Origin of the sequence: Bacteroides sp. MSK.18.37 (assembly GCF_019129155.2) — a bacterium.
Taxonomy (GTDB): domain Bacteria; phylum Bacteroidota; class Bacteroidia; order Bacteroidales; family Bacteroidaceae; genus Bacteroides; species Bacteroides ovatus.
This window is the reverse complement of the sequence record NZ_JAHOIB020000001.1, coordinates 5,430,892-5,452,723: the sequence shown is the minus strand read 5'-3', so window position 1 is coordinate 5,452,723 and position 21,832 is coordinate 5,430,892. Positions and strand designations below refer to the sequence as shown.

Below are 21,832 nucleotides of genomic sequence, written 5' to 3'. Positions count from 1 at the left end.
TTTTTTATTGTTTTCTGCTATAAAACATATCAAATTATTTATTCCGTTCAGAATAAAATGCCTTTCTTTGCATCAGCATAGTTCAGCATAGTGTTATTTATTTTTCGAATATGAAACGAATTGATAAAAAGGCAACATTCGGACAACAGGCAAGCAAGGTTACGCAACTAGCGGACGCACTTAGCCAGGCGATTTCCAGAAAAGAATTTCTTGAAGGAGATTCTTTGCCTTCCATCAATCAGTTGAGTGCTCAATACGGAGTATCACGCGACACCGTTTTCAAGGCTTTCCTTGATTTACGCGAACGAGGCTTGATCGACTCCACTCCCGGCAAGGGTTATTATGTGACGAGCCAGGTGACCAATGTCTTATTGCTGCTCGACCAATATACTCCTTTCAAAGAAGCCTTATATAACAGTTTCGTCAGACATCTGCCTATCAACTATAAGGTAGACTTATTATTTCATCAATACAACGAACGGTTGTTCAATACGATCCTCCGGGAATCCATCGGGAAATACAACAAATACATCGTGATGAATTTCGATAACGAAAAATTCAGCACTGTTCTCAATAAAATTAATCCTTCAAGATTACTACTCCTTGATTTCGGCAAATTCGAAAAAGAAAAGTATTCATATATCTGCCAGGATTTTGATGAATTTTTCTATCAGGCATTGAATCTGCTCAAGGAAAGATTGAAGAACTATCACCAGCTCGTTTTTTTGTTTCCCAAAAGCCTGAAACATCCCCAAAGCAGTAAGGTGTATTTTACCCGTTTCTGTCAGGAGCAAGGATTCCTCTGTGAAATACAGGAGGATATTGAGAATCTGATCGTACGTAAGGGAGTTGCCTATATCGCCATCAAGCAACAAGATGTAGTAAAAGTGGTGAAACAAGGAAGATTGGAAGGGCTGAAATGCGGAAAAGATTTCGGTCTGTTAGCGTATAATGATATTCCTTCCTACGAAGTGATTGACGAAGGAATAACCTCATTGAGTATTGATTGGGAAATGATGGGAAACGAAGCGGCCAATTTCGTTCTTAATAATGTACCGGTTCAGAAGTTCTTACCAACGGAAGTAAGGCTTCGAAAGTCACTTTAATTTTTTTTTGCGAAGACATCAGCACAGTTCAGCACAGATATTAATTAATCCTTTAATAGATAGAAACCATGAAAAAGTATCCGAAAATCGGGATTCGTCCCACAATCGATGGTCGCCAGGGTGGCGTTCGCGAAAGCCTTGAAGAGAAAACAATGAATTTAGCAAAAGCAGTAGCCGAGTTAATCAGCAGCAACCTGAAAAACGGTGATGGCAGTCCGGTAGAATGTGTTATAGCCGATAGCACGATCGGACGCGTAGCCGAAAGTGCCGCTTGTGCGGAAAAGTTTGAAAGAGAAGGGGTCGGCTCTACCATTACCGTCACTTCTTGCTGGTGCTATGGTGCTGAAACGATGGATATGAACCCGCATTATCCGAAAGCTGTCTGGGGATTCAACGGCACAGAACGTCCGGGAGCTGTATACCTTGCTGCCGTACTTGCCGGACACGCACAAAAAGGCCTTCCCGCATTCGGTATCTACGGACGCGACGTTCAAGATTTGGACGACAACACAATCCCTGAAGATGTATCGGAAAAGATTCTTCGCTTTGCACGTGCTGCACAGGCAGTAGCTACGATGAGAGGGAAATCTTACCTGTCAATGGGTAGTGTATCTATGGGTATCGCCGGTTCTATCGTTAATCCTGATTTCTTCCAGGAGTATTTGGGAATGCGTAATGAGTCAATAGACCTCACAGAAATCATCCGTCGAATGGACGAAGGCATCTATGACCACGAAGAATACGCCAAAGCCATGGCCTGGACTGAAAAAAATTGCAAGACAAACGAAGGTGAAGACTTCAAGAACCGTCCTGAAAAACGTAAAACCCGTGAACAGAAAGATGCTGATTGGGAATTCATTGTAAAGATGACGATTATCATGCGCGACTTGATGACCGGAAATCCCAAATTGAAAGAAATGGGATTCAAGGAAGAGGCTTTGGGACACAATGCCATTGCAGCCGGTTTCCAGGGACAACGCCAATGGACAGACTTCTATCCTAACGGTGACTATCCGGAAGCTTTACTCAATACCTCTTTTGACTGGAATGGTATCCGTGAAGCATTTGTGGTAGCTACCGAAAATGATGCCTGCAACGGTGTAGCCATGTTGTTCGGACATCTATTGACCAACCGTGCACAAATATTCTCCGACGTACGTACTTACTGGAGTCCTGAAGCCGTGAAACGTGTAACCGGCAAAGAGTTGAGCGGATTGGCAGCAAACGGTATCATCCATCTTATCAATTCCGGTGCAACGACTCTCGACGGTTCCGGCCAATCATTAGACGCAGCAGGCAATCCGGTTATGAAAGAACCATGGAACCTGACGGACGCTGATGTAGAGAACTGTCTCAAAGCAACGACCTGGTATCCGGCAGACCGTGACTACTTCCGTGGGGGTGGCTTCTCGTCCAACTTCCTGTCAAAAGGCGGAATGCCTGTTACCATGATGCGCCTCAACCTGATTAAAGGCTTAGGCCCTGTCCTGCAAATCGCAGAAGGTTGGACAGTGGAAATTGATCCGGAAATCCATCAGAAACTCAATATGCGTACAGACCCGACATGGCCTACCACCTGGTTTGTGCCCCGTTTGTGTGATAAACCGGCTTTCAAAGACGTATATTCAGTCATGAATAACTGGGGAGCCAATCATGGCGCCATCAGCTATGGACACATCGGCCAGGACTTAATCACTCTTGCTTCCATGCTCCGCATCCCGGTATGCATGCACAATGTAGAAGAAGATCAGATGTTCCGCCCGGCTGCCTGGAATGCTTTCGGCATGGACAAAGAAGGATCAGATTACAGAGCTTGTGCAACTTATGGTCCTATTTATAAATAAACAAGTTTTTTTCGTCCTGTATAAATAAATATTTTAACTTTGCCGTTCGTAGGGACGGGGTCCCCCACCCGACACATAACAAATGTCGGGATAGCCCCGCCCCCTACAGCGACTTAAATAAGTAAGACTATGATTACTAACGAACATATTGAACAGTTCATTGCACAAGCACATCGTTACGGGGATGCAAAGTTAATGCTTTGCAGCAGCGGTAACCTTTCCTGGAGAATCGGCGAAGAAGCATTGATTTCCGGTACGGGTTCCTGGGTTCCCACACTTGGCAAAGAAAAGGTTTCAATCTGCCATATTGCCAGCGGCATTCCTGCCAATGGTGTAAAACCCTCTATGGAAAGTACATTCCATTTGGGTATTCTCCGTGAACGTCCGGACGTCAATGTCGTTCTCCATTTCCAATCGGAATATGCCACCGCTGTCTCCTGCATGAAGAACAAGCCGGCAAATTTCAACGTAACAGCAGAAATTCCTTGCCATGTAGGTTCAGAAATACCTGTGATTCCGTATTATCGTCCCGGCTCACCGGAACTGGCGAAAGCCGTGGTAGAAGCCATGCAAAAGCATAACTCGGTTTTACTGACCAACCACGGACAAGTGGTGTGCGGAAAAGACTTCGACCAAGTATATGAACGGGCTACTTTTTTCGAAATGGCTTGTCGCATCATTGTTCAATCCGGCGGTGATTATTCAGTGCTCACACCGGCAGAAATTGAAGACCTGGAAATCTACGTATTAGGAAAGAAAACCAACTAATATCCAGGCATATTACCATGAAAGATACCATCAAACACACTTATTTAGCAGCAGACTTCGGAGGCGGCAGCGGGCGAATCATCGCCGGCTTTCTTCTTAACGGCAGGCTGGAATTGGAAGAGATATACCGCTTCTCCAACCGGCAGGTCAAACTAGGCAATCATATTTACTGGGACTTCCCGGCTCTGTTCGAAGATATGAAAACCGGACTAAAACTGGCTGCACAAAAAGGATATGCCGTAAAAGGTATTGGTATTGACACTTGGGGAGTGGATTTCGGACTGATTGACAAACATGGAAACCTATTAGGAAATCCAGTCTGTTACCGGGATGCAAGAACAGAGGGAATGCCGGCAGAAGTATTCAAGTGCATGGATGAACATCGACATTATGCCGAAACCGGTATTCAGGTGATGCCTATCAATACGCTGTTTCAACTTTACAGCATGAAGCAAAATCAAGATGCACAGTTGGAAGTTGCCCGGCAACTTTTATTCATGCCCGATCTCTTCAGTTATTTCCTGACAGGGGTAGCCAATAATGAATATTGTATCGCCTCCACCTCTGAATTACTCAACGCCAAATCACGCAACTGGTCATTCGATACCATACATAGCTTAGGTCTTCCCGAACATCTGTTCGGTAAAATCATTCTTCCCGGAACAATCAGAGGCACTCTGAAAGAGGATATTGCACGCGAAACCGGACTGGGTGCCGTAGACGTTATTGCCGTAGGTTCACATGATACAGCCAGTGCCGTAGCTGCTGTTCCTGCTGCAGAAAGTCCTATCGCTTTCCTTAGTTCCGGCACTTGGTCGTTACTGGGAGTTGAAGTGGACGAACCCATATTAACGGAAGAAGCAAGAAAAGCTCAATTCACCAATGAAGGAGGTGTAGACGGCAAAATCCGTTTCCTCCAGAATATAACAGGATTATGGATTCTGCAACGCTTGATGAGCGAGTGGAAAGCGTGTGGCGAGGAACAAGATTATGATATAATCATCCCGCAAGCAGCCGAAGCCGAGATTGATACAATCATCCCTGTAGACGACACCATATTCATGAATCCGGAAAATATGGAGAATGCGCTTATTCATTATTGCCGGAATCATGCTTTGCAAATTCCCCAAAACAAGGCAGAGACTGTACGATGTGTGCTCCAGTCATTAGCTTTCAGATATCGGCTGGCTGTGGAACAGCTCAACCGTTGCCTCCCCGCTCCAATCCGTCAGTTAAATATCATCGGAGGAGGATCACAAAATAAGTTACTCAACCAACTGACAGCTGACGAACTCGGTATTCCTGTTTATGCAGGTCCGGTGGAAGCCACTGCAATGGGAAACATTCTGACGCAGGCAATGGCTAAAGGAGAAATTGCCAATCTTCGTGAATTGCGGGAAATTGTCACTCACAGCGTTACACCACAAGTATATTATCCTAAAAAATAAAAGTATATGGAAACATCTAAAACCGGTTATCAGGTTCAATCTTATGACGTTCCCGTCAAACGATATTGCCAAACCCTTGATTTACGCGATTCTCCGGAACTAATCGCCGAATATCGGAAAAGACATAGCCAGGCGGAAGCATGGCCGGAAATTCTTGCCGGTATCCGGGAAGTTGGCATCCTGGAAATGGAAATTTATATCCTGGGAACCCGACTGTTTATGATCGTCGAAACTCCCCTTGATTTTGACTGGGACACGGCAATGGAACGCCTGAACACCCTTCCCCGCCAACAAGAGTGGGAAGAATATATGGCTATCTTCCAACAAGCCGCACCCGGAATGAGTTCCGCAGAGAAATGGAAACCGATGGAAAGAATGTTCCATTTGTATAATACTTAAAAAAATACCAGAAACAACCATGAAACACACCAAGCAGTCCATCATTTCGAAAGATGGCATCAGTTATCTTATACCTTTTATTCTCATTACCTCCTGTTTTGCGTTATGGGGATTTGCCAATGACATTACCAATCCGATGGTAAAGGCATTCTCTAAAATCTTCCGGATGAGTGCCACCGACGGGGCATTGGTACAGGTTGCCTTCTATGGAGGCTACTTTGCAATGGCTTTCCCGGCTGCCATCTTCATCCGCAAATATTCCTACAAAGCAGGTGTTTTGTTAGGACTGGGTATGTATGCTTTCGGAGCCTTCTTATTCTTCCCCGCCAAAATGACGGGTGAGTACTATCCGTTTCTGATTGCTTATTTTATTCTGACCTGCGGATTATCTTTCCTCGAAACAAGCTGTAATCCGTATATTCTTTCCATGGGAACGGAAGAAACAGCTACCCGGCGATTGAACCTTGCACAGTCTTTCAACCCGATGGGGTCACTTCTCGGAATGTATGTAGCCATGCAGTTCATTCAAGCGAAATTGCATCCGATGTGTACCGAAGACCGCGCATTGCTTAACGACAGCGAATTTCAAGCAATCAAAGAAAGCGACCTTAGCGTCCTGATTGCTCCTTATCTCATTATCGGACTGATTATCGTAGCCATGTTGCTTCTGATACGATTCGTCAAGATGCCTAAGAATGGAGATCAGAATCATAGAATAGACTTCTTCCCTACACTGAAACGTATTTTCACCCAAACGCGTTATCGTGAAGGTGTGATTGCCCAATTTTTCTATGTAGGTGCACAAATTATGTGCTGGACTTTCATCATTCAGTATGGAACACGCTTGTTCATGTCACAAGGTATGGACGAGAAAAGTGCGGAAGTACTATCTCAACAATATAATATCATAGCAATGGTGATATTCTGTATTAGCCGTTTTATCTGTACGTTCATTCTGCGCTATCTCAATGCGGGTAAATTGCTGATGATTCTTGCTATCTTTGGAGGTATTTTCACTTTAGGTGTAATCTTCCTTCAAAATATCTTCGGAATGTATTGTCTGGTAGCAGTATCGGCTTGTATGTCATTGATGTTCCCTACCATCTACGGTATTGCCTTGAAAGGTATGGGAGATGATGCGAAGTTCGGAGCTGCCGGCCTTATTATGGCTATCCTGGGAGGTTCTGTTCTTCCACCGCTACAGGCAAGCATCATTGATTTGGAACAAATAGCGTGGTTACCGGCTGTCAATGTTTCATTTATTCTTCCGTTCATCTGTTTTCTTGTAATTATCGGCTACGGTTACCGCACAGTGAAAAGAAACTGGTAAAATACATATCTAAAAATAGTGACGGTATCACATTGGTATACCGTCACCATCTCACTCGAATAGTGACGCCATCCCTACTGGATAGCGTCACTATTTTTTTCCTTTTCACAGTTAAGAGTTCATAAAAACACAGAACTTGAAGTCGTTTTTTTAGTTTCCTTTTTCGCATACTAATCTTGGCTTCTTAGTATTGTTGAATTATTTACATACATTTGTCTCATACCAACAGACCTGATAAACCTATGAGCCAAAACCAAGACCCTATTCATCTAGCCCGCCAATTCGAAATTATATTTACCACGCACTATTCCGCTGTTAAATATTTCGCTATAAACTTGCTCAAATCTGAAGAGGACGCAGAAGATATCATTCAGGATGTGTTCGCTAAATTATGGACACAACCGGAGGTCTGGCTGGAAAACAAAGACATAGGCCAGTATATCTACGCCATGACTAAAAACACAACTTTCAATTTCATCAAACGCAAAAGACTGGAACAATCCTATCAGGAACAATTATCGCAGAAATATCTAATCGAAGACTTACTAAAATCCGAAGATACTCTCGACCCTATCTATTATAAAGAAGCACTATTAATCATCCGCCTAATTCTCGACCGCCTTCCCGAACGCCGCAGAAAAGTTTTTGAAATGAGCCGCATCAACAATATGAGTAATATGGAGATAGCACAAGCACTCAATATTTCCGTACGAACTGTGGAACACCAAATCTATCTGACCCTGCTCGAAATAAAAAAACTATTTTTATTGCATTTTTCTTGTGTTTCTTTTAAGTAATCCCCCATTTTCGATTGTGCTAATAGTGTAACCACTAAAAAGAACAGCGCAAATGAGGAACTTTTTTCAGAAAATACTGATATTATTTACCGGCAATAACTATCCGGAAGCTACCCAAAATGAATTCTATCAATGGCTGGTAGATGAGGATCATGCATCCCAGAAAGAAGATGCTTTGAGAGAGCTATGGAACAAAGCGCAACGGCAAAAAAACGTGAAAGGAATGCAGAAGTCTTACGAGCGCCTGAAAAAACAGGAAGGTATTCCAACCGTACCCAAAGAGAGAAGAATTCGCCCAATACATATATGGCAATCCGCAGCCGCTATCTTATTCCTCCTGCTTGCCTCTTCGGTCTATCTATCGACTGTAGGCACAAAAGCGGAAACCGACTTGTTACAGCAATATATTCCGATAGCAGAAATGAGAAGTTTGACGCTGCCCGACGGAACAAAAGTGCAACTCAACTCGAAAAGTACACTTTTATATCCGCACGAGTTTACCGGAGATAGTCGTAGTGTATTCCTGTTAGGCGAAGCCAACTTCAAGGTTAAGCCGGACAAAAAACGTCCGTTTATCGTGAAATCCAATGATTTACAGATTACTGCGTTGGGTACGGAATTTAATGTATCTGCCTACCCTGAAAGCCAGGAAATAGCAACGACCCTCATTTCAGGCAGTATCCGTGTAGATTATAACAATCTGACAACAAGTGTCATTCTCCATCCCAACGAACAGTTTGCCTATAACAGAAACAATAAGAAATATGATCTCTCCAATCCGGATATGGACGATGTGACAGCCTGGCAACGCGGAGAACTGGTTCTGCAAAAGATGACGCTGACGGACATCATCAACGTATTGGAGCGAAAATATCCTTATGCCTTTGTATATAGTATCAAGAACCTCAAAAACGACAGGTTCAGTTTTCGTTTCAAGGACAACGCACCACTCGAAGAAGTGATGGAAATCATCGTGAACGTGGTCGGACAAATGGACTATAGAATAGTAGAAGACAAGTGCTATCTGACAAGAATATAACTTTTTAACCTTATATGCCATGCAAAAAAATACCCGGAACAGAGGCCTCACTCCGTCCCGGATATGAAATCTGAATTCCCAATATTAGAGTTTACTCTACAAATTACCTCGAAATAATTTAGTCAATAACCTAATACTAAGAAAATGCTACAAATTTATAAATTTATAGTAGACAAGAAGACAAAGGGAAGAAGTTTTATGCTTTTTTTCTGTTTGATGCTCGCCACAACAGTTTCCCTTGCACAAAATGGTGCTAAAATCACTATTAAAAAGAATAGTATATCTGTGATTGAAGCACTGAAAGAAGTTGAAAAACAATCCGGCATGTCCGTAGGCTACAACGATTCCCAACTGAAAAACAAACCGGCCATCACCCTCAATATAGAGGCGGCTTCGTTGGAAAATGCGCTCGCTCAAATTCTCAAAGGTACAGGTTTCACCTATCAACTGAAAGAGAAATATATCATGATTATTCCGGAACAAAAGAAAGAAAGCAACCCGACCAAAAAGATCACCGGTAAGGTAGTTGATGAAAACAACGATCCCTTGATCGGAGTGAACATCAAAGTGGAAGGCACTGCCGCCGGATCTATCACAGACATCGACGGGAACTTCCTGATCGAAGCTTCCACCGGAAATACACTGACATTTACTTATATCGGTTATACTTCAGGAAGCATTAAAGTCACCAACCAGAATAATTACCGCATTCAACTGACAGCCGATACGCAACAGCTATCGGAAGTTGTAGTAACTGCTCTCGGCATCAAACGCGAGCAAAAAGCATTGAGCTACAACGTCCAGCAAATCGGAGCAGACAAGATGCCGGAAATAAAAGACGCCAACTTTATCAACAGTTTGAGCGGAAAGGCTGCCGGCGTTGTCATTAATGCTTCTTCTTCCGGTGTGGGAGGTGCCAGTAAAGTGGTGATGCGTGGTACAAAGTCTATCGAGCAGAGCAGTAATGCGCTATACGTCATTGACGGTATTCCGATGTATAACTTCGGCGGTGGAGGCGGTACTGAATTTGACTCCAAAGGTGCTACGGAAGCCATTGCGGATATTAATCCCGACGATATTGAAAGCATCTCTTTCCTGACAGGTGCGGCAGCAGCCGCAATGTATGGCAGCAACGCTGCCAACGGCGCTATTGTAGTGACTACCAAGCGGGGACAGATAGGAAAACTGTCGGCTACTTTCTCAAGCAGCATGGATTTATGAACCCATTTGTATTGCCCAAGTTTCAGAATCGATATGGAACCGGTACACGGGGCGATGCGGAAGGTTCTCCCATATTAAGTTGGGGGCCTAAACTGAATCCGGCCAACCAAACAGGATATGAACCCACCGACTTCTTTGATACGGGAGCGGCTTACAGCAACTCCATCACCCTCTCGACAGGTACGGACAAGAACCAAACGTTCTTTTCTGCCGCAGCAGTCAATTCAGAAGGGATGATTCCGAACAATAGGTACAACCGATATAATTTCACATTTCGCAATACGACTCATTTCCTGAATGACAAGATGAAATTGGATGTAGGAGCCAGTTATATCATACAAAATGACCGCAACATGACCAATCAGGGAGTTTATTCCAATCCATTGGTTTCGGCTTACCTGTTTCCACGCGGCGATGACTTTTCTCTAGTAAAAGCCTTCGAACGTTATGACGAAGCACGTAAAATCAATGTGGCTTACTGGCCGCAAGGTGAAGGGGATTTGCGTATGCAGAATCCTTACTGGATTGCTTACCGAAACGTCCGCACGAATGAGAAAAAGCCTTATATGCTGAATGCCGGACTGACATACGACATTTTGGACTGGCTGAATGTATCGGCACGTATCCGCGTGGATAACACCGACAATACTTATCAGCAAAAGCTATACGCAAGTACGATCTCTACACTGACCGAAGGTAGTACCCAGGGACATTACACCATCCAAAAGGTGAACGAGACACAGACGTATGCCGACTTCATGGTGAATATCAATAAACGCATTGACGACTTCACGGTAGTAGTCAATGCCGGTACTTCATTGAGCGACAACTCCAGTGATTTACTGGGTTACGGTGGTCCGATTCGCGACACGGGAGTGCCCAACGTATTCAATGTATTTGATTTGGATAATGCCAAGAAACGGGCAACACAGGAGGGTTGGGAAGAAATGACGCAGTCTATTTTTGCCAGTGCGGAAATAGGATGGAAAAGCATGCTGTACCTGACGTTGACCGGACGTAACGACTGGGCTTCCCAGTTGAAAGGCTCGAATCCTACTTCTTTCTTCTATCCATCGGTAGGTCTTTCGGCAGTAATCAGCGAAATGGTGACATTACCCAAAGCGATTGATTACCTGAAAGTACGCGGATCATTCAGTTCTGTGGTACCCCCTACCCGCGTTTTCTGGTACAACCGACTTACAGCTATGACCCTACCAAACAGGACTGGAACGCCAAAACCCATTATCCTATCGGCAAACTGAAACCGGAACGTACCGACTCTTGGGAAATAGGTGTGGACGGAACTTTCTTCAAGGATTTCAAAGTCAGTGGTTCATTCTACTATGCCAATACCTATAACCAGACATTCGACCCGAAAATCACCGTGTCTTCCGGCTATTCGACTCTTTATGTGCAAACCGGTTATGTACGCAATCTCGGTGTCGAGGGGCTACTCTCTTACGGACATACATGGCGCGACTTCGGATGGAACAGTAATTTCACTTTCTCCTGGAATAAAAACAAAATTGTGGAGTTGGTTAAGGACTATGTGCATCCCGAAACCGGAGAAATCGTCAACAAAGACCGCCTTGAACTAAAAGGACTGGGATATACCAAATTTATCCTGAAAGAAGGAGGCACACTGGGAGACCTGTACACGAATGCCGACTTCATACGTGACGATAAAGGATATATCCAGATAGACAAAAATGGGGATGTCGCCAAAACGGATAATCTACCTGACATCAAATTAGGCAGCGTATTTCCTAAAGCAAACCTGGCATGGAACAACAGCTTTTCTTACAAAGGTATTTATGCGGGATTCCAATTAAGTGCCCGCCTGGGAGGTATTGTTTATTCAGCCACACAGGCTGCTCTCGACCAATATGGCGTATCCGAAGCATCTGCTGCCGCCCGTGACCGTGGCGGAGTACTCGTCAACGGACGTAGCTGGGTGAACGCACAGCAGTATTACGAGATTGTAGCTACCTCAAGCGGGCTGCCGCAATATTATACGTATAGTGCCACAAATCTGCGTTTGCAGGAAGCGCACATCGGATACACCATCCCCCGCAAATGGTTGGGTAATATCTGCGACATCAACGTCTCTGTAGTGGGACGTAACCTGTGGATGATTTATTGCAAAGCACCTTTCGACCCGGAAGCGATTGCTACAACAAACAATTTCTATCAGGGAATCGACTACTTCATGATGCCCAGTACACGCAATTTTGGTTTTAATGTAAAGATTAACTTCTAAAACTATGAATACTCAAATGAAAGAATACAGAAAAGCAACCCTCCGACTGGCATACCTGCTAACGCTGATGCTATGGACGGGAAGTTGTATCGATATGGATATCAATCGTAATCCTTACGAGACAACGCAGGATGAACTGATGCGCGAAAACCATATCATCGGCTCGTCTCTAAAGAGCATGGAAGCATTGGTGGTCCCCACACAAGAGCATCTTTATCAATTTGTGGAAGCGATGTGCGGAGGAGCCTACGGGCGTTATTTTGGAGAGACTCGTGTGGGTTGGACTGAAAAATACTCGACTTATAATCCCAAGTCGGACTGGCTGAAGGCTTCGTTCTCCGATCCTATCTCGGAAATGTATCCTTCCTACCGGGATATTATCAACCGTACCAATGACCCCGTCGCACTGGCATTCGCCAAGATTCTGCGAGTCGCTATCATGCACCGGTCTACGGATATGTTCGGGCCGATTCCCTATACCAAAGTATTGGGAGATAAAACGGAAGGTGACGGCCTTAGTGCTCCTTATGACTCTCAAGAGGAGGTTTATGTGGCTATGTTCAAGGAATTGGAAGAAGCAGATGAAGCTCTGAAGGAGAATCTAGGTCTAAGTGCGGAAGGATTTAAGAAACTGGATAATCTTTATTATGGAGATGTGCGGAAATGGTATAAATACCTTCACTCGTTACAGCTTCGCATGGCCATGCGTATCGTTTATGTGAAACCGGAACTGGCCAGGGAAATAGCCGAGAAAGCCGTAGCCGCAGGTGTGATAGAGAACAATGAGGACAACGCGCAACTGCATGTGGAGGAGAATCGTTCGGCTCTCTGTTTCAATGATTGGAAGGATTACCGGATAGCTGCGGAAATCGTTTCCTATATGCAGGGATATAACGATCCGCGTTTGGAAAAATACTTCACCCAGGGAAAGTATCAGGATGATACCGATTACTATGGGCTACGCATTGGTATTCTTCCTTCCAAAGTGACGGACGACGAGTTGATACAAACCTATTCCAACCGTTTGATGACTGCCAATGATACGTATATGTGGATGACTGCCGCCGAGGTCACGTTCCTTCGCGCCGAAGGTGCCCTGCGGGGATGGGCAATGAGCGGAGATGCCCAACAGCTATATGAGAAGGCGATCACCCTTTCCTTTGAGCAATGGGGCGCAAGCGGAGCAAGCGGATACTCCCAGAATAAAGCATTGGTGCCAGGGGCTTACAAAGACCCGAGAGGTACATACAGCGCCCAATCTCCGAGCAGCATCACCATTGCCTGGAACGAGGACAAGGAGAATACCCGTTTCGAAGAAAACCTGGAACGTATCATTACTCAAAAATGGATTGCCATGTTTCCTCTGGGCATTGAAGCCTGGTGCGAACATCGCCGCACAGGGTATCCTAAATTCCTTCCGATAATGGACAACAAGGGAGTGGGAATCACTAACCTGACACTGGGAATACGACGTCTCTCCTATCCTGCCGAAGAATATCAGCTGAATGCGGAAAATATGCTCGGTGCCCTGCGAAAGCTCAATGGAGAAGATAACGGCGCTACCCGCTTATGGTGGGACTGCAATCCGAATGTAAAATAATGTGGAACTTAAACCCAAGATACAATGAAACTGAATTCATTCATAAGTGTCATATTGACCGTAGCCTGCTCACTGATGTTCGTTGCCTGTAGCGACTGGACAGAACCGACACCGGTTGATTACAACCCTATATTTCCCGACGAACAAGACCCCAGCTTGCATGAAAAATACGAGCAAAGTCTGAAAGAATACAAAAACCGGAAGCATACGTTAATGTTAATACGTTTTGCCAACAATCCGGGTACGACATTGGGCGAACAGGATTTCTTGCGTTCCTTGCCCGATAGCGTAGATTTTGTGGTGCTGACCAACGCTGATAATCTGTCCGTTTATGATAAGGAAGACATATCCAAACTCAAACGGACTGGCACCAAATTTCTCTATTACAAGAATTTATCCGAATTCTACGACCAATGCGAAGAAACAGAAAACCTGGAAGAATTCAAAACGAAAATGAATGCGGCATTGAAAAACGGGGAGAGTGATGAATTTGACGGTTATTATGTGCAGTTTGGTCGTGCCGGAAGTATGATGCATGTCGATTTCTTCAATGAGGTAACGACGGCTATCCGGGAAAAACTTGCCGCTATCGGCGGTCCGAAAGCTAATAATGGAAAGTTGGTTTTCTTTGATGGCATCGTCACATTTACAGTGGATTATAGCGGAAGATACGAAGAGCCGTTCATCGATTTGGTAGACTATTTCGTGGATGGGCAAATTGTGTTGCTTGAAAGCTCACTCGAAATAAAACTGAATATGAGCCAACCTGTAGGTTTCTATGGGAAAATGCCCAAAGAGAAAGTGATAACGACAGCCACTCCTCCGACCGATGACGGTAAAACCGGTATCATCAGCCGGGAAGATTTGGATGTTATACAAACCTCGGAAGGGATGGCCTACATCATCAATCATTTCATCACAGGACTGGGTAACAATGGTCCGCTGGCAGGAGTTTCTATCTACAATGCCAATGAAGATTATCTCGCCACCGATGGGGTGACTAACTACCGCCGTATACGTGATGCTATCCAAAAACTGAACCCATCACCGATTAATTAATGAAAGGAGGAACTATGAAACGATATAAAATAATCATCTCTCTGGCTGCAATCATCTGCGGACTGATGATTGCCTGTGACAATACGGATTACAGCAATAAAGCACCATTCGACAACATGGTCTATATCAAGGAAGCCAGTAACAGCAATTCAGAAAGAGTGACTTTCCGAAATACGCTGAATGAACAGAAACGTGCCTTCAGCGCCAAGTTGACTTACCCGGCAGGAAAAGACATCGTAGTGAAGCTGAAAGCGGATCCCGAACTGATAAACGAATTCAATGCCCGGCACGGGACTGATTATGGAATGCTGGATAGTAAATATTATAGCCTGTCGAACAGCGAACTGATTATCAAAGCCGAAAAGAGTGAATCATTGATTGATACGATCTATTTTAATAACCTGTTAGATCTGGAGATTGATAAAACTTATCTGGTTCCGCTCACCATCTCTGAAACGTCGGGTGGCGTTCATCTATTGAACGGTTCGAAAACATTGTTCTATCTGGTGCGCCGTTCAAGCGCTATCACGGTAGCCGCCAACCTGAAAGACAATTATCTGGAAGTGCCTACTTTCCTCGACGAAGAGAAAAATGCCTGTCTGAAAGAATTAGGTCAGATTACCATGGAAGCACTGGTATATGTAGAGGACTTTACATACAGCGGACCAAGCAATACGGCCGGTGCATCGGATATCAGTACGATCATGGGAGTAGAACAGCATTTCTTAATGCGTATAGGTGATACAAGTTTCCCACGCCAACAGTTGCAGATGCAGGGACCGGACGGAGTCAAATTCCCCGCCGCCGACAGGGCTAAGTCACTGAATGCAATGACATGGTATCATATAGCGCTGGTGTACAACGCCAAGGAACATTTTATTGCCTATTATGTGAACGGACAACTGCAAAGTCAGGATATCTCTTATGGAAAAGGAGCTACTGTGGATATCTGTGGAACGCCGGATTGCGAATTCCAGATAGGACGCTCTTATGAAGATGAGCTACGGCAACTCAACGGTAACATCGCAGAGATACGTATCTGGAACACTTGCCGTACGAAAGAGGAAATCTGGACGAATATGTATAAAGTGGAAGATCCTGAAAACGAAGAAAGCCTGCTTGCTTACTGGAAATTTAATGAAGGTGAGGGAAACATTGTCAAGGACCATTCGAAACACGGATTCGATGCAGTATCTGCCGAACCTCTTGTGTGGCCGACGGGAATCGAAATTCCACAAATCAACAAGTAATCATTCACTTTAAAGATAACCATGGACATGAAAAGAAATATAAACTTCAAAAATGTTCTCTGCATGGCTGCCATTACATTAGTAACCGGCATGCTAGGAGGCTGCGAAGATAATTCCATTGCCACTCCCGTAGGTAAATTACCTAACGAGACGGCTTTAGACAATAACTTTGGCATGCTAAAATGTGATATGACAACCAGTGACCTGGAAATCACCATGACCAATACCAAGACTCCCGATTTTGCATTCTTCTACCAAACGGTGAAGCCGGTGGCACAGGACACCCGAATCACAATGAAAATCGACCTCGACTTAGTAGACAAATACAATGAAGAACACGGTACGGAATACCGGAAAATGTCTACTATCAGCATTGAGGGCATCAGTAACGATGGTGCAATGACTATTAAGGCAGGAGATACAATGTCGGATACTATCATGGTACGCCTGAATCCGCTAGGCACATTGCATGATTATTCTTTGCTCCCTATTACCGTAGAACTACCGGAAGAAAGCGGAATTCGTCCGTCACGGGATAGTAATGAAATCTATTACAAGATTTATTATAAACGCTCTACTTATCCGTGGTTGAGCCCGATGAAGGCTGATATGAAAAAGTACAAGATGGTAGGGTTTATTGATGGCGAAAAAGTCAACGCCTCCATTGCCAAAGAATTTATCATGGTATTATATGATAATGAAACATTCGGTCCCGGACATTATGAGTTATGGGAAACGTCGTGGTATGCCTATTTATATGACATCATTAATGTGAATGCCGCAACACTGGGATATGCGAATGGAAAAGTGACTCTGAACCAATCAGCCAATTTCAAAAAGCAGTTAAGCAATATGTCGTCACTCTCCAGCTATGGTATAAAGCGTTGCGTCACCCTTAAAGCAGAAGGGACCGGCTTGGGATTCTGCAACCTGACAGATGAGCAGATTACAGCCTTTGTAGCGGAAGTCAAGAAGCTCGCCAACTACCGTGTAGATGGCATTAATCTCATGGACGAAGGTGCCGAATATGGTATAAACGGACATCCGGCTGCCAATGCGACCTCGTATCCGAAGCTCATCAAAGCACTACGGGAATCTTTAGGCAAGACCAAACTGATTACAGTTACCATAACGGGTGATCCGGCCGGTTCACTAGCCTCCGAGGCTGCGGGTATCAGAGCAGGTGAATATATTGATTATGCCTGGACATGGGTAAATACCAAAATTATGAATCCATGGGAGGATAGCTCGATTGAAAAACCAATAGCAGGACTGGACAAATCTCAATATGGCGGTTTCAGCACCGACGAATATACGTTCGATTATGAAAATGACGAATCGTATCCGGAAACGTTACGAGAAAAGTTATATGACAAAGGTCTTGGCAAACTTTACATAATGCGTAATATCCCTTTCTGGTCGGACGCACTGGAAGCAACACCATATCATGCTAACATAAATGCAGGGGCAGCAGCCTTTTATAGAGTGGAAGGAGGCCATAAATATGAACCGGACATCAACTATTTGCATAATGGTAAATACAAGGATATGAAAGGGGATAAAAACTATTACGAGATGTAGAATTATCAATTAAACAGGGGAGGAAAAACAAATCCTTTCCTTACTAACAGGAGCTTATGCGCCTATTATCAGTAAAATAATATAACCGGAATTTTAACCATCTATTTGGTTAAAGTTCCGGTTTCACTATTTCCACCAAATATCATCAATTAAAATAATACAAAAACACAACACTTATCACCTACAAAACAACACCAAACAATAACAATACACCATTTGCCAATAACTCATCATTTATTTATTATACCAAATCATTACTTTTACTCCGCAAAAACAAACTATATTTCAATAAAGAAAATATGTTTACTTTACCTTAGGAATTACATATGAAAAAGCATATTGTGATACTGATAGCCCCAAAAGATTACAGTATCAAATACAAGATACGCCCACCACCGTCAAAGAATCTCTATTTAGTATTATATATTCAGAAAAAATGATCTATTAATTATTGTCACTTGGAGGAAATAGATATTCCTTAAAGAATGATTCAAGACGTAAGGATTTAAATCTGCATACGGAACTCGCTTTCTTAATATTGACCTTCAAAGAACAAATAATTTTGAGATTAGACTGTTTGAGTTTAGTAATGCCCTAAATCACACTCGTTGTGCATTTTCTCATCCCCCCTCAACTAAAAAGGAACAGAGGTATACAGTCCAAGTGACCTCAACAAAAAATAAATATGAAATACTTAATGATAACGTCACTATTTGTCTCTATTATAGATGCAAATATCTTTCACCAGTCTCACTTCTTCTTACTACTTACAGCCGGAGGAATTTCATTATATTGGCTCTTATCTCATTTTCTTACCCTCCATAAGGAAATCAAAATCTTAAAAGAAGAGCACCAATATTTCATGGATTCTTTTCAAAGCATTCGCAACCCTATCACACTCGTTCATACCCCTCTAAGAGCTGCTTGTGATGATAGTTGCCCCGAAGACATAAAGAAAATGTTATCACTAGTCATTCGTAATATAGACTGTCTTGATGAACACCTAACCAAATTAATGAATCTGCGACATCTGCTTATCTACTCCAAACAGATGGATATTGCCGAATATGAACTGGGAAACTTCATTAATAACAGAGTCCATTCATTGAAAAATTTCGCTACGGACAAGCGGATTAAGTTAGAAATAAAAACAGAGTTTAATTATGCCAGCGTTTGGTTCGATCAAAGTAAAATCTCTCCCATCATTGATAAATTCATAAAAAACGCAATAGAACATTCGAAACCTGAAGATAAAAGGATTATCTTTTCAATTTCTTCTAATTCCGAACACTGGGAACTTAAAACGTTCGATGCCAACAAGGGCAAATTGCTAACATGTTATAGGCGCCAAAAGTATCACTTGATTAAACCTAAACATAAATCAGAGTTCAAATATGCATTTGCCAAAAGTGTACTCTGCAAAAAATTAATGAAACTATGTGATGGGAATATTCTTATCAATCATTCAACCCACACTGTCTCACTAAGATTTCCTACAACAAATTCAGAAAGAAAGGTATCCGGATATAATATCATACACTCCGCAAAAAAGTCGGAAGAAAGAAAGACTGATACTTCATTGGGTAAGATTGCTCATAAAAAAAGTTCAATCAAGCCTACTGTTGTTCTCGCTGACAGTAATGAAGAATTCAAGTCTTATTTGGAAGAATGTTTATCAAAGGATTTTGATGTGAAAAGTTTCGGGAATGGCTCTGAAGCTTTAGAATGTATAAAAGAGAAATATCCTGATTTAGTGATTTGCGACCTTATGCTGCATGGAATGTATGGCTATGAACTGTCATCAAGACTAAAGACATCAGGAGAAACATCCGTTATTCCTATCATCCTTTACGGTTCACGTATAGATATAGGACAACGCAACAAAAGAGAAAGTTCCCTGGCCGACATCTTTTTATATGTGCCTTTCCACATCGAAGATTTAAAGATAGAAATGAATGTACTTATCAAAAACAACCGTTCTCTAAGAAGATCATTCTTGCAGACAGTTTTCGGAAAGCAGTTCTTGGAAAAGGAAGAAGAGAAAGTTTTAGATGATAGTAATTACACATTCATCAATCAAGTAAAAGAATTTATTCTAAAAAATATAGATAAGGAAAATCTGACGATAGATGAAATTGCCTCTGAACTGTATATGAGCAGAACTGCTTTCTTTAATAAATGGAAAGCACTGACGGGAGAAGCACCGAAGTATTTTATTTATCGTATTCGTATGGAAAAAGCACGTGAGTTATTGGAGAGTGGAAAATACTCTGTCCAGGTTATTCCTGAAATGATTGGATTGAAAAATCTTAAGAATTTCCGCCATAAATACAAAGAGTATTTCGGGATAACTCCAAGCAAGTCCATTACGAAAAAGCTATAAAATAAAAAGAATATTTTATAATTGAAGATCCCATGAACAGGGATCTTCATGGCAATACTCATATAAAAAAAAATATTCTATTTTTATTTCCTTATGCAGTATTTCACAAGTACCGGCATTTACTTTATGTACGTACACCTTAATTTTGAAATTAATAATCTAATTTAAAACAGTATGAAAATTATAACTGAAATAAAAAAAACTTGTTGTTTTAATCGTTTTGCTTTCTTAGTAATGTCATTAGGCCTGATAGCCACTTTTACAGCATGTAGTAGTGATGACGATTCTGATATTCCCGTATATTCACTTAAAGATGTGGAAGGTAATTATTCCGGTAATATGCTGACAGAAACTGCTCCATCCGTCAATCCACAAAACTATTCCTTCAAAGAAGAACAGCCGCAAGGAGCCACAGTTACCGCTGAAGTAAAAGACAATCAGATTATGATAAAAAAACTTCCGGTTGACGATCTGATTAAAAGTATTGTCGGTGAAGAAATAGGCGAAATTATCATTGAGACTTTGGGTGATATCAATTACAACATTCCTTATACTGCAGCCTTTAATGATGATAGCAAAGGCTCCATTCTACTTCAATTAAAACCTGAACCTTTGGAAATAAAATACACGATCCCTACCCAAGTACAAACAGAGGGAGAGGAAGCTCCTCAAATTACTGTAAAAGTAACTATAGAAGCGGAAGAAAAGGGTCAATATACATATAAAGATAAAAAACTCACCTTTGTAATCAAAGCCACCCAAGTGGAAGTAGAAGGAGAGCCGCTTGAAAACTTTTCGGTTACCACATTCAGTTTCGACATGGTCAAAAAGTAACTGATCGGATAAACTTTCCCAACGTATTTTCATTATGATGGGAATTACCTCCAAAAAGAGTATGCCTGCACACAGCGCGCATACTCTTTTTTTATACCTTTGTGAAATAACCAACGATATGAAAATGACTACAACTGAAAATATCCGGAAAGAATTACAAACATTAGCAGATTCCAAATATCAGGAATTTCATTCTTCCCTCCTCCCGGGAGCAAACAACATTCTCGGCGTACGCATCCCCCAACTGCGGACAATGGCCAAAGAAATTATTAAGAAAGAAGACTGGCGTACATTTGTCGAATCAACCGATACGATTTATTATGAAGAAACAATGCTTCAGGGAATGATTATCGGACTGGCAAAAATGGAACTTGAAGAACAAATGAAATACGTAACGATGTTCATTCCCCGTATAGATAATTGGGCTGTATGCGACATATTCTGCAGTGAACTGAAAACTTCTGTGAAAAAAGGAAAAGAAAACGTATGGCAATTTATCCAACCCTATCTGAAATCCTCTAAAGAATTTGAAATACGTTTCGGAATTGTGATGCTTTTCCATTATGTAGATGACGCGCATATCGATTCGTTACTGAAATATGCCGACTCATTCAATCATGATGCATATTATGCACGCATGGCTATGGCATGGATGATATCATTGTGTTTTATCAAATTTCCCCAAAAGACAATGGAGTATCTGAAACATAGCACACTGGATAACTGGACTTACAACAAGGCACTGCAAAAAACAATTGAGTCATTCCGGGTAGATAAGGACACCAAGGACATTCTCCGAGAAATGAAAAGACGATAAATACCAAGCACGGCGAACATCCTGCCATCAGCATTCTGTTCACCGTGCTTCTTATTTCTTACCGTAGATACCGCTTTTATTTTCCACCTAATTTAT

The 21,832-nt window shown here is 42.6% G+C and carries 15 protein-coding genes and 1 pseudogene; all 16 read left to right on the top strand.

The window, feature by feature from the left end; genetic code table 11:
* Positions 1-110 precede the first annotated feature (110 nt).
* The 16 genes and pseudogenes from KSX81_RS21035 (at position 111) to KSX81_RS20960 (ending at position 21,736) form a co-directional block, all read left to right on the top strand.
* On the top strand, positions 111-1,106 hold the full coding sequence (locus KSX81_RS21035) for a GntR family transcriptional regulator (RefSeq protein ID WP_004300173.1): 996 nt from the start codon (positions 111-113) through the stop codon (positions 1,104-1,106).
* A 68-nt stretch (positions 1,107-1,174) separates the two neighbouring features.
* Positions 1,175-2,950 carry an L-fucose isomerase gene (fucI, locus tag KSX81_RS21030; RefSeq protein WP_004303845.1) on the top strand — a complete coding sequence of 592 codons (1,776 nt, stop codon included), beginning with the start codon at positions 1,175-1,177 and terminating at the stop codon, positions 2,948-2,950.
* A gap of 129 nt (positions 2,951-3,079) precedes the next feature.
* A complete protein-coding gene (locus KSX81_RS21025; RefSeq protein WP_004308079.1) occupies positions 3,080-3,718 on the top strand; it encodes a class II aldolase/adducin family protein in 639 nt (212 codons plus the stop codon).
* Positions 3,719-3,735: 17 nt separating this feature from the next.
* Positions 3,736-5,166 carry a rhamnulokinase gene (locus KSX81_RS21020; protein ID WP_217725917.1) on the top strand — a complete coding sequence of 477 codons (1,431 nt, stop codon included), beginning with the start codon at positions 3,736-3,738 and terminating at the stop codon, positions 5,164-5,166.
* Positions 5,167-5,172: 6 nt separating this feature from the next.
* Positions 5,173-5,565 (top strand): L-rhamnose mutarotase, encoded by a 393-nt coding sequence (locus KSX81_RS21015; RefSeq protein ID WP_004300177.1) that lies wholly within the window; start codon positions 5,173-5,175, stop codon positions 5,563-5,565.
* A 19-nt stretch (positions 5,566-5,584) separates the two neighbouring features.
* Entirely contained in the window at positions 5,585-6,895 is a 1,311-nt protein-coding gene (gene fucP, locus KSX81_RS21010; RefSeq protein WP_004300178.1) for an L-fucose:H+ symporter permease, read from the top strand.
* Positions 6,896-7,137: 242 nt separating this feature from the next.
* The gene (locus KSX81_RS21005; protein WP_195443681.1) at positions 7,138-7,692 is read left to right on the top strand and encodes an RNA polymerase sigma-70 factor; all 555 of its coding nucleotides are present in this window, start codon (positions 7,138-7,140) and stop codon (positions 7,690-7,692) included.
* Between the two features lie 52 nt (positions 7,693-7,744).
* Positions 7,745-8,731 (top strand): FecR family protein, encoded by a 987-nt coding sequence (locus tag KSX81_RS21000; protein WP_008776546.1) that lies wholly within the window; start codon positions 7,745-7,747, stop codon positions 8,729-8,731.
* 144 nt (positions 8,732-8,875) lie between these two features.
* Positions 8,876-12,212: pseudogene (locus KSX81_RS20995) on the top strand (TonB-dependent receptor).
* A gap of 4 nt (positions 12,213-12,216) precedes the next feature.
* The gene (locus KSX81_RS20990) at positions 12,217-13,812 is read left to right on the top strand and encodes a RagB/SusD family nutrient uptake outer membrane protein (RefSeq protein WP_004300183.1); all 1,596 of its coding nucleotides are present in this window, start codon (positions 12,217-12,219) and stop codon (positions 13,810-13,812) included.
* A gap of 24 nt (positions 13,813-13,836) precedes the next feature.
* Positions 13,837-14,871: a glycoside hydrolase family 18 gene (locus KSX81_RS20985; RefSeq protein ID WP_032846860.1), complete on the top strand. Its 1,035-nt coding sequence runs from the start codon at positions 13,837-13,839 to the stop codon at positions 14,869-14,871.
* A 14-nt stretch (positions 14,872-14,885) separates the two neighbouring features.
* On the top strand, positions 14,886-16,121 hold the full coding sequence (locus KSX81_RS20980) for a DUF1735 and LamG domain-containing protein (protein ID WP_032846868.1): 1,236 nt from the start codon (positions 14,886-14,888) through the stop codon (positions 16,119-16,121).
* A gap of 27 nt (positions 16,122-16,148) precedes the next feature.
* Positions 16,149-17,702, top strand: a complete 1,554-nt coding sequence (locus KSX81_RS20975) for a BT_3987 domain-containing protein (protein ID WP_004317799.1) — start codon at positions 16,149-16,151, stop codon at positions 17,700-17,702.
* Positions 17,703-18,387: 685 nt separating this feature from the next.
* On the top strand, positions 18,388-20,085 hold the full coding sequence (locus KSX81_RS20970; RefSeq protein ID WP_004300188.1) for a response regulator transcription factor: 1,698 nt from the start codon (positions 18,388-18,390) through the stop codon (positions 20,083-20,085).
* Positions 20,086-20,259: 174 nt separating this feature from the next.
* On the top strand, positions 20,260-20,919 hold the full coding sequence (locus tag KSX81_RS20965; protein WP_004325670.1) for a DUF4840 domain-containing protein: 660 nt from the start codon (positions 20,260-20,262) through the stop codon (positions 20,917-20,919).
* Positions 20,920-21,043: 124 nt separating this feature from the next.
* Positions 21,044-21,736: a DNA alkylation repair protein gene (locus KSX81_RS20960; protein ID WP_022199559.1), complete on the top strand. Its 693-nt coding sequence runs from the start codon at positions 21,044-21,046 to the stop codon at positions 21,734-21,736.
* The last annotated feature ends 96 nt before the right edge of the window (positions 21,737-21,832 follow it).